At 50.6% G+C, this 13,275-nt stretch carries 13 protein-coding genes and 1 pseudogene; 9 read left to right on the top strand and 5 right to left on the bottom strand.

Annotated elements, in window-relative coordinates:
* Positions 1–4 precede the first annotated feature (4 nt).
* A complete protein-coding gene (locus QNH46_RS23705) occupies positions 5–556 on the bottom strand; it encodes a GNAT family N-acetyltransferase (RefSeq protein ID WP_283926304.1) in 552 nt (183 codons plus the stop codon).
* 100 nt (positions 557–656) lie between these two features.
* On the opposite strand from QNH46_RS23705, the gene pdxR reads away from it, so the two are divergent.
* Complete coding sequence (gene pdxR, locus QNH46_RS23700) at positions 657–2,099, top strand: MocR-like pyridoxine biosynthesis transcription factor PdxR (protein ID WP_283926303.1); 1,443 nt, start codon at positions 657–659, stop codon at positions 2,097–2,099.
* A gap of 198 nt (positions 2,100–2,297) precedes the next feature.
* Here pdxR and QNH46_RS23695 read toward each other — a convergent pair whose 3' ends face one another.
* Positions 2,298–3,035, bottom strand: coding sequence for a glycosyltransferase family 2 protein (locus QNH46_RS23695; protein WP_283926302.1), 738 nt, complete (start codon positions 3,033–3,035; stop codon positions 2,298–2,300).
* Between the two features lie 219 nt (positions 3,036–3,254).
* Here QNH46_RS23695 and QNH46_RS23690 point away from each other — a divergent pair, with 219 nt between their 5' ends.
* From QNH46_RS23690 to hxlB, 3 genes and pseudogenes are all read left to right on the top strand, one after another.
* On the top strand, positions 3,255–3,593 hold the full coding sequence (locus QNH46_RS23690; RefSeq protein ID WP_283926301.1) for a winged helix-turn-helix transcriptional regulator: 339 nt from the start codon (positions 3,255–3,257) through the stop codon (positions 3,591–3,593).
* 123 nt (positions 3,594–3,716) lie between these two features.
* Positions 3,717–4,344, top strand: a pseudogene (gene hxlA, locus QNH46_RS23685) (3-hexulose-6-phosphate synthase).
* An 8-nt stretch (positions 4,345–4,352) separates the two neighbouring features.
* The gene (gene hxlB / locus QNH46_RS23680) at positions 4,353–4,940 is read left to right on the top strand and encodes a 6-phospho-3-hexuloisomerase (RefSeq protein ID WP_283926300.1); all 588 of its coding nucleotides are present in this window, start codon (positions 4,353–4,355) and stop codon (positions 4,938–4,940) included.
* A gap of 92 nt (positions 4,941–5,032) precedes the next feature.
* On the opposite strand, the gene QNH46_RS23675 is transcribed toward hxlB, so the two are convergent.
* The 3 genes from QNH46_RS23675 to QNH46_RS23665 all read right to left on the bottom strand — a co-directional run bounded on the left by QNH46_RS23675 (position 5,033) and on the right by QNH46_RS23665 (position 7,158).
* Complete coding sequence (locus QNH46_RS23675; protein ID WP_283926299.1) at positions 5,033–5,254, bottom strand: RNA polymerase sigma factor; 222 nt, start codon at positions 5,252–5,254, stop codon at positions 5,033–5,035.
* A gap of 69 nt (positions 5,255–5,323) precedes the next feature.
* Entirely contained in the window at positions 5,324–6,196 is an 873-nt protein-coding gene (locus QNH46_RS23670; RefSeq protein WP_283926298.1) for a PhzF family phenazine biosynthesis protein, read from the bottom strand.
* A 47-nt stretch (positions 6,197–6,243) separates the two neighbouring features.
* Positions 6,244–7,158 carry a phosphatidate cytidylyltransferase gene (locus tag QNH46_RS23665; protein ID WP_283926297.1) on the bottom strand — a complete coding sequence of 305 codons (915 nt, stop codon included), beginning with the start codon at positions 7,156–7,158 and terminating at the stop codon, positions 6,244–6,246.
* A gap of 101 nt (positions 7,159–7,259) precedes the next feature.
* On the opposite strand from QNH46_RS23665, the gene QNH46_RS23660 reads away from it, so the two are divergent.
* From QNH46_RS23660 to QNH46_RS23635, 5 genes are all read left to right on the top strand, one after another.
* Positions 7,260–7,811, top strand: coding sequence for a hypothetical protein (locus QNH46_RS23660; RefSeq protein ID WP_283926296.1), 552 nt, complete (start codon positions 7,260–7,262; stop codon positions 7,809–7,811).
* A 257-nt stretch (positions 7,812–8,068) separates the two neighbouring features.
* Complete coding sequence (locus QNH46_RS23655) at positions 8,069–8,308, top strand: urea transporter (protein ID WP_283926295.1); 240 nt, start codon at positions 8,069–8,071, stop codon at positions 8,306–8,308.
* A gap of 392 nt (positions 8,309–8,700) precedes the next feature.
* Complete coding sequence (locus QNH46_RS23645; protein ID WP_283926294.1) at positions 8,701–10,077, top strand: amino acid permease; 1,377 nt, start codon at positions 8,701–8,703, stop codon at positions 10,075–10,077.
* Positions 10,078–10,393: 316 nt separating this feature from the next.
* Positions 10,394–12,016 (top strand): glycoside hydrolase family 9 protein, encoded by a 1,623-nt coding sequence (locus QNH46_RS23640; RefSeq protein ID WP_283926293.1) that lies wholly within the window; start codon positions 10,394–10,396, stop codon positions 12,014–12,016.
* Positions 12,017–12,193: 177 nt separating this feature from the next.
* A complete protein-coding gene (locus QNH46_RS23635; RefSeq protein WP_283926292.1) occupies positions 12,194–13,234 on the top strand; it encodes a LacI family DNA-binding transcriptional regulator in 1,041 nt (346 codons plus the stop codon).
* Positions 13,235–13,275 lie beyond the last annotated feature (41 nt).

Here is a 13,275-nt window from a genome sequence, read left to right as displayed (position 1 = left end):
ATCCTTATTTACAGTATAGGGATCTGTATTCATCCTCTAGAATGCTCATGAGAATGGAGTCATAATACTGATGGTTGTAAAATAAGGCTTCTCGCTGAACCCCTTCTTTCTTGAAGCCTACACTTTCATAGACCTGCATGGCACGCTCATTGTAAGAGAACACGTTCAACTCGATCCGGTGAAGGTTGAGGATACCGAAGCCGTAATCCAGCATGAGACGGAGGGCTTCGGTACCGTAACCTTTTCCTTGATTACTGCTGTCAGGGATAGCGATGCGGATGTTGGCATTGCGATTGATCGTATCTATATCTTGAATCGCAATATCTCCAATGGGAGTATCGTCACTAACGGCGGCAATGACCAGCAGTACGGACGAGCTGTCCTGGGCTTTTCCTTCGATGTAGCGGGCAATTTGATCCTGGGTATAGTGCTTCTGTGTCCCAGTGAGTTTCCTTGTCTCGTGATGGTACAGCGTAGTGAAGTACCAATTGGCATCGGATACCTCGATCGGCCGTAAATATACTTTTTTTCCTTCTAAAAAGCGTACGGGTTCCATGATTCATATCTCCTTCGTTTTCACTCTACCTCAATTTACCACCAATTTGTATACTTAAAAATATACAGATTGTATTTTTTTGAGAGGACAGGAGAGGCAGATGAGAAACCGTACAGATTCAACGCCTTTTTCTAAATCACCGGTTTATATGACCGTTTATGAAGCCATCAAGCAGGATATTGTAGCAGGAAGGCTTCAGGCCAACGATCGCCTGCCTTCCATCAGGGAACAAGCGAAGCAGCTATGCATTAGCACGACTCCTGTAGAAGCTGCTTACCAGCAGCTGATAGCGGAAGGATTCATGGTGAGCCGCCCCAGACGAGGGTTCTATGTTGCCGCTCTGCCCGATTCGTATGGAAGGTTTACAATGGCTGACCCTCATACCTCACCCGGACTTCCTGCGAAGGATCACACTACCACAGAGACGTATGCCTATGATTTTCATCTGGCTAAAAACGATTTCGCAAGCTTTCCAGTCTCCCATTGGAAGAGGCTCCTGATGCAGACGCTTCGAGAGGAATACGAGGAGCTGCTCTTCTACGGAGATCCGCAAGGCGAGGCTGGATTACGCGAGGAGCTTGCTGCTTACCTGTTCCGGATTCGCGGTGTCGTGTGCCGCAAGGAGCAGATTGTCATTGGCGCGGAGCAGCATCTGCTTCTCCATTATCTGGCCATCCTTCTTAAGGGAATCTCCCCGGCTGTAGCTGTAGAAGACCCGTGCTATCCGCTGATTGCCCGTACGTTCCAGGCTGAGGGCTTTGCTGTCTTGACTGCAACTGAAGCAGACAAGGGGATAGATATTTCCCGTTTGCTGCAGGCATCCGCTCGGATCGTGGCCGTCGCTCCTTCCCATCAGTTTCCCGGGGGCAGGGTAATGCCGATTAACGAAAGAATGGAACTGCTGAAGTGGGCCAAGGAGCAGGAGGGCTATATTATAGAGGACGATTACGGCGGAGAGCTTCGCTATATAGGGCAGCCGGTACCTGCGCTCCAAGGCTTGGCGCCTGATGCGAATGTGATCTATGTAGGGGGGTTCTCCCAAATACTTGCCCCTGACATGTGTATCCATTACATGGTGCTTCCTGAATCGTTGCTGGCTCCTTATCTGCAATTGAGAAGAACACTGCTGTTCGAGCAATCCTCTTCCCGGGTGTATCAGCGCACGCTGGAGAAGCTAATGAAGCAGGGGTATTTCGAGAGGCATGTTCGTAAAATGAGAAGTCTTTACCGCAAAAAGAACCAGGAGCTCGCCGACGCCCTCCAGAGACAGTTTCACGATTGCGGTGAGGTCCTTAATCCGCATGCCGGGTTTCACCTGATTTTGGCGCTCGTCGCCAAAGCTTCTGAGCAGGAAATGATTCAAGCGGCGAAGTATGGCGGCATCCGTGTGGCATCGGCATCCGCTTTCTATTCGGATCGGGCTGCCTGTGAACGTGAGAAGAGGAAATATTTTCTGATCGGCTTTGGAGGCATTGCAGGGCAGCGAATAGAGGAAGGGGTGGCCCAACTGAGGCAGCTGTGGGAGCCTTACCTTCAGATTTGATCCCCTATATAGTATCTTGGGCGATGATGATCCGATATTCCCTTTCACTTAAGAAACGACCATCCCTTAGGAGCAGGGGTGGTCGTTCTCTAGCGCAGAAGAAGATCGGAGTTTATCCTCGGCTCACGAATTTTTCGGGGTCCCGACAGGTAATGATGGAAACGGCGCTTGGTTGGCTGGAGATATCCAGTTTGGCCATTATGGAGCATCCCTTGGCGTGCGCTGCACGAACTTCTTGAAATTTTGGACATTGGGGACTCTTTTATGGTGAGAGAGAAGCTTTTTATCGCTGATGATCCAGGTATGGCCGGCCGAATTTTTTCGGCGTATGGCGACAAAATTATATCTTCCTGCGGAGTAGACCTTGTACCCCTGCTTTTTGCTCCTGAGGCAGAAAAGATCGTCCTCCCCTACGTTCTGATGAGGAAACCGCACCTTGTTCAACACGTTCCGTTTCATGAACAGCGTAGCGCCGGGAAGTTTAGCGACCGGTCTATTCTCATCCTGGTGAAAACGCAGAATCAAAGTTTTAGCACCGTTTAAGTACATATAGTGGGCACGTTTGCCTACAACATCCGCATTTGCCTTTTGCAAGGCCTGCAGGCTGTCTTTTAAATAGTAAGGTGCGTAATAGTCGTCATCATCGAACTTGGCGATGTAGCTGTACTTTGTTTTACTGAATGCATAGTTTAGGCAAGCGCCGAGGGATTCGCGGCCCGCCACACGGTAGACTTGAATGCCCCGGTTTTTCCTGGCTAAACGCTGATAAGGCTCAAGCGATATACTATCGTTGTTTACAATAATGATGAGTTCCTTTTTCGGATGGCGCTGCCGAATGTAATTTTGAAACAGGTTGTTTATAAAATTGTGGCGCTTTGTGCAGGTAATGATGGAAACCCCCCGCTGCTTTGCCTTGTTCTTCTGTTCAGATCCCATTACATCGCTCCTCCTATCCGTGTTGATTAATAGCAACTTACTCTACATTATGTATACGAATTAGAAGAGCAACGGCATATCCACCAAAGAGCGGCTATCCTATTAAAAATAGGGGAGTATCTGAGTTAATCGTCAAACGCCGTAGGAGGGTCGGCTTTACTTCCTAAATGACAATGCGGTATCCTCTTTTAAGATCCATCAGGAAAGGAGTTACTCGCTTTGGGTGACCAGCATTTTAAAGAAACGGTGGAGCTGACCTTGAAGGTGATCGGCGGGAAATGGAAGCCCGTGATTCTATGCCACCTGACGGAAGGCACGCACCGCTTTGGAGAATTGAGACGAGAAATGCCGCAAATTACACAAAAAATGTTGACGCAGCAGCTGCGTGAATTAGAGGAAGACGCCATCATCAACCGGAAAGTGTATGACCAGGTTCCGCCCAAGGTCGAGTATTCTTTGACCGAATACGGGTTAACCGTGAAGGAACTGCTGAATGTGATGTCTCGTTGGGGAGAGAGGCATTTAGAGAAGGAAAAAGAGCTGCGAAAATCGGACTAGACGGGCTTGGCATAGTTACCAAATGGGTACTAGTTACATGAAAGTGCGTACTTTTATTTATGGGTGAAATGCTTAGAATAAGGGGTGCCGTATTAAAACTTACCCTTAAAGGAGCAATCATAAATGAAATTACAACTAGCCTTGGACCTGGTCGGTATTTCAGGGGCCATCGAAGTCGTCAAGCAAGTGGAGCAGTATGTGGATATAGTGGAGATCGGAACCCCGATCATTATCAATGAAGGCCTGCATGCGGTAAAGGCGTTGAAAGAGGCTTTTCCTAACGTTACTGTGCTTGCGGATTTGAAGATCATGGATGCGGCAGGTTATGAAGTGATGAAGGCTGCTGAGGCGGGAGCAGATATCGTAACGATTCTGGGCGTTGCCGAGGATGCGAGTATCCAGGGAGCGGTTGCGGAAGCGAAGAAGCAGGGCAAGCAAATCCTGGTCGACATGATCGCTGTGAAGAATCTGGCGGAGCGGACCGCGCAAATTGATGCCTTCGGCGTAGATTATATTTGCGTCCACACGGGGTACGACCTTCAAGCGGAAGGACAGAACTCCTTCGAGGATCTTCGCACGATCAAGTCCGTAGAACGCCAAGGTCGCCGTTGCTGGCGGCATTAAGCTGGACACATTGCCAGAAGTCATCGCCGTTAAGCCTGACTTGGTCATTGTAGGCGGAGGAATTACTGGACAAGCCGACATAGCTGCCGCAGCCGCCGAGATGCAGAAATTGATTAAGCAGGGTTAGTGGTGAATATGGTCAGCAATGTTAGTAGCCATCGTCATCTGGCCGCGATCATGTCCGAATTGGAACAAGCTGCGAATGAAATCGCTGTAGAGCAGCTGGACCAGTTGGCCGCAGCTATTCTATCGGCGGGACGCATTTTTGTAGCCGGGGCAGGCCGTTCTGGGCTGATGATGCGGGCCTTCGCCATGCGGCTGATGCACCTTGGATTAGAGGTGTATGTCGTGGGAGAGACGGTTACCCGGAGCTTGGGTAAAGACGATCTGCTCTTGATCGGTTCAGGCTCGGGTGAGACGCGATCGCTCGTGCCTATGGCAGAAAAGGCGCGGAGCCTAGAAGCTGCGGTAGGAGCGCTGACGCTCTCTCCAGATTCAACCCTTGGCCGACTGGCAGACTTCATGGTGAAGCTGCCTGGGGCGCCGAAGGATCAAGCCGACAATGCAGAAACCAATGCACCAGCAACAGTAACGGTTCAGCCGATGGGTTCATTATTTGAACAGCTGCTGCTGCTGGCATGCGATGCCGTTATTTTGGCGCTGATGGACAAGCAGGAGCTTAGCGGCCGCACGATGTACGGGAATCATGCTAATTTGGAATAGTTACAAACAGAATAAAGACAGTCCCTTACACGATCAGGTAGAGGACTGTCCTTCTGTTTGGAGGTCAATAATTTTGCTAGCAGCTCATTTCATTATGCGGTTGCGGGGTCTTTTAAATTATGTAAGTTTTGATAGCATTTCACAAAGGTTTCTTGAACGGCATCCTGGGCTTCGTGGCAATCTCCCAATATGCTGTAGGCCACAGATAGAAGGACTTTGGAATAGCGGCCCACGATCGCCCGGAACGCTTCAAAATCACCTTCAACTGCGCTTGCTGCCAGCTGCTTATCGGATGGATAAATTTCTTCGGTCACGGGATCACCTTCCTTGCTTGATCATGGCCCCCCAATCTCCTGCAATATCCGCACTTCGTGGCGGAGGTGCTACAGCCATTCGCCTTTGGCGACAAAGAATACCCGCCCGCCGATATTGATGTCGTAAGCATCACCATTCTTAGAGGCATCTATGTGCAGGAGGGAAGGACGCCCAGCGGCGTACCCTTGCTCGATACGAAGCTGAATTTCGCTCTTTTGCAAACATTTGTGCTTTAACAGGTAACCTGCCAGATTCCCATTGGCACTGCCGGTAGCGGGATCTTCATAATACCCCGTGTCATTGACGAATACCCGCACATGCAAATCATTTTGCTCATGAAGGGTCTCCTCGGAGAACACGAGGAGATTCGCATCCGCTATATTTTCGAGGAAGGCTTTATACTTCCTAGGGTCAACCTCGCATTTTCGCACAGCATCCAGGGTCTCTAAAGGGACAATGACGGATGGAAGCCCTGTTGAGGATACGTGGATGGGGTAGGCGGTCTGGATGTCCTCGACAGAAATTTGGAGTATCTCTGCGATCACGGAAGGAACGATAGCCTCCCCGAATACAGGCTGCTGCTGCTTCATCCATAACTCGTTGTCTGATCCTTCGGCAAAGGAGACGGGAATTTGGCCCACGCCAAGATTCAGGAGAATATGCCTGCTCTTATCCGGATCAAGCCGGTGATGAATGACAAAGGCCGTTCCAAGCGAAGGATGTCCCGCAAAGGGTATTTCCACATCCGGGGTAAAAATGCGCACAGGGTATCCCCCGTCCCTCTGTTTGCCCGACATGATGAAGGTCGTTTCCGAGAAGTTGATCTCTTTGGCGATCTGCTGCATCTCTTCCGTGGTCAGTTCCCGGTCCGGCAGCAGCACGGCGAGCGGGTTGCCTTGATATTTTTGTTCTGCAAATACATCAACGATATAGAATTCCACAGTAAGCAACTCCTTGGCATTCAAAGTAAGATTGTACATTCAACAGGCTACATGAAATCAAAAAAGTAACGAATAACGTGGAAAATAACCGGTGAAGTATAAGCCAGACTATCAACCCGGCTGAGGTAGCTTTCTTTAAGCGCATCGAACTTGTTGTCGTCGCCGATGAGCAAATCCCGCTTCAGCACCGAAACCGTCAAGCTGCCGAAGAACCCGCTCAAGCTGATCAGCATGCCGGAGAACACTCCGAACACAGGACCGAGTGGCGTCAGGTAGGGGTGGATCAAATAGGCCGCTGCGGTCGTCACCAGGAATGCGAAGGCAAACCCTTCCCAGGTCAGGTAGGGATTGGCCGTCGGAACGACTTTGCGTTTGCCGAAATAAAGCGATGCCACATGATGGGCGACGTCATTCAACTGGGTCAGCACGACCAGGAACAATACAAGCCCTGCGCCATACTCCGGCGTGGCAAACTGGAAATAGGCGAGGTGGCTAAGCCCGAATACCATCAGCATGAGTCCCCACTGGGTGGAGCTGACACTGCGCAGGAAGCCGACCGTGCCTTTGTTGATCAGCCGCGGGAGCGGCAGGAATAGGAACACATAGATCGGGATAAAGATAATGAACATCCCATACCACTCGATGTAGATCCAGTAAAACTGTACCGGGATGGACAAGTAAGCCCAAAGATACAATCTGCGGTCGGCTTTTCTGGAGCGGATCATGGAGAAATACTCCTTCAGCGCGAAGAAGGTAAGCACCATGAGGGACAGCAGCGAAACGACCGGATTAAATAGAGTGGCCAGACAAAAAATAAAGAACATGCCCCACCAGGTCTTGATTTTGGTGCCGATAGCGGCGTAATCTTTGTCCGGCTGTATTTTGTTCAGGACATAATAGATAACCTGAATGACTAATAATGCAGTAAAAATCAGGGTTAAAGTTATGAGCGAGCTGTTCATTGCCCTTCACCATCCACCTTGTCATGACGTAAGACCCACCAGGGGGCGATCATATGTTATTATGAAGGAACAACTCATTTTTGATAAGGGGAATTTCGTAAATGGCAGATGATCGTTCGGTTTTTATTTTGCTTACGAATACCGGGACGCTTTTTACGAGGATGATCAAGGGGTATACGAGAGCCCCATACAATCATGCATCTATATCCTTCAACCGGGAGCTGTCTGAGCTGTACAGCTTTGGGCGAAAGAGCCCGAATAATCCGCTCAACGGGGGATTCGTGAAGGAGGATATCAAGACGGGCACGTTCAGCAAGTATCCAAATACGACGTGCGTTCTTTATGAGCTCAAGGTATCCGAGCGTGAAGTCGAGAAGATGAAGCGGGTCCTGCATATTTTCATCCGCAGCCGCAATAAGTATTTATATAACATTCTGGGCGTGGTCGGCATCGCGCTAAAGGAACCTGTCGAATTCAGCAACTCTTATTTCTGCTCGCAATTTGTTGCGGAAATTCTAGACAGATCCGGCATTAAGCTGTGGAACAAGCTGCCGGCGCTCGTAACACCGGACGATTTTCGGCAGAGCGACCGATTGCAGCTGATCTACGAAGGAAAGCTAAGCGATTATGAACCGGAATACCGTGAGGATTAACCACCAAGAAAATTTGCAGGGCTTCTTGAAGTAAATAGGCAATATGGACAAAGACACCCTAAAGGGTGTTTTTTTGTTTTGAGCAAGAGAAGCCTCAAATCAAGCAAAGTAAGTATGTAAAAATATGACAAAGCACATACTAGTCCAATTAATACTGAAATAGAGGGAGCAGCATGCAAAATACCGAGCGAAAGGCCCAGCCAGATGGTCATACCAAGTTATTTGTCCTGGCGGTTATCAGGGGGATATCTCAAGTCTTGTTAATCGAGAATGCGGCTACTGGACTGATCGTTCTGGCAGCTATTGTCATTTCCAGTTATCCGTTGGGATTGATCGCGCTGGCTTGTTCGGTGATAGGGACTTGGATCGGGTACAGCGGAGGGAAGAACAGGGCAACGGGTGCTAGAGGGGCTAAGATAGATGGAGCAATGGACGGGAGTGCTTCGGCTTGCGGTTCAGCGAAAACAGGAACGGACGGTACTGGCTGGAATATATAACCAGGGGTTCGGTCTCGGGACGATCGCTGGAATGTTGATTTTTACGACCAGGGATCCCCTTTGGATTAAGCGCGAACAACCGGAGCCTGAAAATGACTTTAACGCGAATTACCGGGGCGGTCAGCATGTTATTCGGCTTGTATTATATGTACAGCCTTGGGGTTATCGACGGCCTATTCTGGATGTGGTTGGGCTAGAATCGGGCCGAAATCTCTTTGGTTGGGTGGATTGGATAAGCCACTGATGGCAGCGGCTTATTTTGCGTTCTATCGACGGGTATTATTTGGGGTTATTTGGTGATGTATGATTTGAGCGTGCATGTTTTGAGGAATAAGAGTAAACTGTAATTTTAGGTGTAACAAAAGAGCTTGAGCATTGGAAGGAGTCAGAAAATGTCGCAGGAGAGGGTACAAGCTAACGAGCATGAACTGGAACAGGGGACACTGCACAAGAAACTGCGGCCTCGTCATATTACTTTTATGGCCATGGGCGGCGTTATCGGCACGGGAATATTCAAGGGAAGCTACGAGACGATCAGTATAGCGGGTCCGGGCATCGTCATTTCATATATTTTGGCAGGATTGCTGCTGCTCATCGTGATGGGAGCCATTGCTGAAATGGCGATGGTGTATCCAAACCGCAATATGAAGGACTTTATTCGGGAGGCGTTCGGTGAGCGGCTGTCATTTATTATTGGCTGGCTCTACTGCTTCATGTGGCTGACGGTATGTGTGATAGAGGTGCTTGCCGCAGGCAGCTTCTTGCAATACTGGCTTCCGGATGCCCCGTTATGGCTGTTAACCTTGGGGTGCGCGGCACTGGTTCTGGGGATAAATATGCTGAGCGTCAGCGGTTTTGGGGAAGCAGAGTTTTGGCTGGCAGGCATTAAGATTGGCATAATCATAGTATTTATTGTGCTGGGCGTATTATTTTTGTCCGGTGTATGGTCTGTGGAAGGCACGGGGGGATTGCACAATCTGGTGGATTACGGCGGATTTCTGCCAAACGGCTGGACGGCGATTATTGCTGCCCTGCTGGTGGTGATGTTCTCCTATGGCGGCTCGGAGCTGATCGGGCTGACCTTGACCGAAACACAAGACGTGGACAAAGTACTGCCTAAGGTAGTAAAAAGTTTTATTCTGCGGGTCATTCTTTTCTATACACTGCCGATTCTCGTGATTTGCAGCCTGATTCCCTGGAATCAGCTGAACAGTGAGAGCAGCCCCTTCGTCCAGGTGCTGGCCAGCACGGGAATGCAGGGATCAGCGCACGTGATGAATTTTATTCTCGTTACGGCGGTATTGTCTGCAGCCAACTCGGGGATTTACGGTGCCACCCGGATGCTCTATTCGATGGCGGCTAGCGGCGAAGCGTCGCCTTACTTGGCCCGCACAACGAAACGGGGAGTGCCGATGAACAGCCTGAAGCTGTGTGCGGCGGTATTAATCGGGGGCGCTATTCTGGCCTATCTCTTTCAAGACGGGTTATTCCGCTTCCTTATGGCGGTGCCGGGGTTTGTCGTGCTGCTGGTGTGGATCAGCATTTGCTTGTCCCAGCTGAAGCTGCGCCGCAGCTATCCCGTGCAGCCAAGCTTTCGCGTATGGGGGTTTCCTTATATTACGATCCTGGCTGTAGTGAGCCTGACGGTGATCGCCGTACTGTTTCTTTTTGATCGTCAAAATATGCTTAGTATCGGGGTGTGCCTGGTGTTCCTGCTCTTTTTGTATCTTTGGTCGCTGGTCAAGTTCAAGGGGCACGGCGGTAGGTGACGGTGGAGTGGAAAAAGCAGCGTGAAAAATGATGGCTGTTCTTCGATAAATTCGGAGGACGGTCATTTTTTGTTTCCCAGAATGCCATGTTCTAGTATTGACAAGGAAAAGAAGCTGATGTAGATTTGACCCATAAACACGTGTTCACAGCTTAAGCGTCTTCAACATGTGGCAATTGGCGTGGAATATAGCTAATGCCCTATGTTCACTTCATTAAGCATCATTTTTCCTTAAACACGTGTTAACGAAAGAATATATGGAGAAAGACAGATTATCATTAGTATTGAAATTAGAGGTAGAAGGAGGACGACGACGCATGCACATGGAGGAGCAAGGCAGCATAGCTGTGAATCAGCTAGGCTACCGCAGCACAGACGCAAAGATTGCCATGATTACAGGAGAAGCAGGCCGCTTTCGGCTTGTCGATCATGCCAGCGGCGCAGTGGTTTGGCAGGGGGACACGATGCCTGCGGTTGACGATCAGGCTAGCGGAATTAAGGTGAGCCGGGGCGATTTCTCCGTCTGGAGTCAGCCGGGCACGTATCGGATTGAGGCAGGAGAGGGGCACAGCTCGTACCCGTTTGTAATCTCGGACGCCGTTTATGAGGAAGCTCATCAGGCACTTTTGAAAGCGTTCTATTTCTTTCGCTGCGGCATGGAGCTGGAAGAGAAATATGCAGGTCCGTGGAAGCATGCGGCATGTCACCTCACGCCTGCCCTTGTTTATGGGGAGGAGCCACGGAGAATTGACGCCTGGGGAGGGTGGCATGATGCCGGGGATTATGGCAAATACGTGGTGCCTGGCGCTAAAGCGGTAGCGGATCTGCTGCTAGCTTATGAATGCTATCCCCAGGCCTTTGAAGGGGCCCTGCCGCTGCCGGAGAGCGATGGCGTTATGCCGGATGTATTGCACGAATGCCGGTATGAGCTGGAATGGCTGCTTCGCATGCAGGACGGTGAGAGCGGCGGCGCCTATCATAAACTCACGACCTTGCAGTTTCCGGGCCCGGCTGTCATGCCGGAGGCAGATACGGCGGAGCTGTACATATCGCCGATATCCGCCACGGCGACTGGATGCTTTGCCGGCGTTATGGCCATGGCGGCGCGGGTTTACGCTCCCCATGACGCCGCCTTCGCCACATCCTGCCTCAAGGCCGCAGAGCAGGCCTGGGCATGGCTGGAGCGCCATCCCGAATATCCAGGGTTCCGCAATCCGGCCGAGGTCTTCACCGGAGAGTATGGCGACGAGCAGGATCTGGATGAACGCTACTGGGCAGCGGCCGAATTGTACCGCACTACCGGAGAGGCGCGTTATCATGAGGCCTTCCGGGGCTTTGCCGGACAGGATGCGTTTGATAAATACGAGCTGGGCTGGGCAGACATGGGCGGATACGGCACGATTTCCTATCTGTTGTCGGAGCGGGAGAATGAGCCCCAATTAGCGGCTCGTCTATTGGCTGGTTTGCAGCAGCGGGCCGATGAGCTTGCGGCGGTAAGCCGCGAAGACGGGTTCGGTATTTCGCTTAGACCGGAGCAGTATATTTGGGGCAGCAACATGCTGGTAATGAATCATGCCATGCTGCTGCTAATCGCGGACCGCTTGTTAGGCTCTCAAACGTATGAGCGCTGCGCGCTAGAGCACGTTCATTACTTGTTTGGAGCTAATGTGGTGGGCATAAGCTATGTTACCGGACTTGGCAGCCGGCCGATCCTGCATCCGCATCATCGTCCTTCCGAAGGAGACGGCGTCGAAGCGCCTGTTCCCGGGTTAGTGTCGGGCGGCCCAAACTATGGCAAGCAGGATGAGTATGCACGCGAGCATTTGGCGGACAAAGCGCCGGCCGCCTCCTTTGCCGATGTCATGGAGAGCTATGCTACCAATGAGGTTACGATCTATTGGAATTCTCCTGCAGTATTCGTATTGTCCCATTTTGCATAAAAAGTAAAGCGAGCCAAAGAGCCCCGGCGACAGTGGGGCTTTTATATGCCACTATCTCTATAGTACATGCAAATGTTATTGACATGGCATGAAGACTGAGGTAAATTGTGCTTGTAAACACGTGTTCACAATCTATCGCTGGATATCCCTGCGGGCATGTGTTAAGTGGAGGGACATATGAGAAAGAATGAAATCAATAGTATTGAAATCGCCCGGATTGCAGGCGTGTCCCGAAGTACGGTAAGCAGGGTCATCAACAATTACCCGAATGTGCCGCAGGCAACGCGCGATAAGGTGATGCAGGTCATCGAGCAGTACAAGTATTCCCCGAATTTTTCGGCACGGATTATGTCCGGGATGAAGACTCGCACCATTGGTCTGTTTCTGATTTCGCCGGAAGAAGTATTTCATGATTCGCTCACGAACTCATTAATAACCGGCTTTATTGAAAGCGCATCCAACAAGGGTTATTATGTGCTAACCCATATTATAAGAAACACGAGGGACAGCCAGGTGCTGCGCAAAGTCAAGGAAACCTTCTACCAGCAGCGGATCGACGGAGGGGTCTTCATCGGGGCTGCGAATCATGAACCGTTGATTGAAGAGCTTATTGCCGAGGGTTATGTGGTCGGCATCATTGACCAGCATATCGAAGGGCGGAATGAGCCCAATCGGGTGATATGCAATTTCGGCAATGATCAGGGCATGAAGCAAGGCGTCGATTATCTTGCAAGCCTGAACCACCGCAGGATCGGGTTCATTGCCGGAGACCCGCTGCGCTGCTCGGGGCCCGAGAGGCTGGAGGGATTCAAGGCTGCTATGCGTTCTCACGGGCTTGCGGTGAACCCAGAGTGGATCATACCGGCTGATTTTAGTGAGAAAAGCGGATATAACTCCGTGAAGCAATGGTTAGGCCATGTGAAAGAGCTGCCTACAGCGATATTTGCCTGTAACGACAGTGTCGCCTTTGGCGCTTTGGCGGCCTTGCAGGAGGCTGGTCTCAGCGTACCGGAGGATATATCCTTAATGGGCTTTGATGATCACCTGCTCAGCTCGCGGATTCAGCCGGCACTCACGTCGATTCATGTTGATTTTGCCGAAATGGTGGATACGCTGGCCAGCAGGCTCATCAAGACGATCGAAGAGCCGGATAAGGAATTCAAGAAATATGTGGGCACGACGGAATTGGTCATTAGGGAATCCTGTAGGGCGATCTAAAGGCGGCAACACATACTAACCCCAATATAGACCCATCGAAA

Origin of the sequence: Paenibacillus woosongensis, from assembly GCF_030122845.1 — a bacterium.
In the GTDB taxonomy this organism is placed as follows: Bacteria; Bacillota; Bacilli; order Paenibacillales; family Paenibacillaceae; genus Fontibacillus; species Fontibacillus woosongensis_A.
The sequence above is the reverse complement of the archived record's forward strand: the minus strand, read 5'-3'. Positions and strand labels throughout refer to the sequence as shown.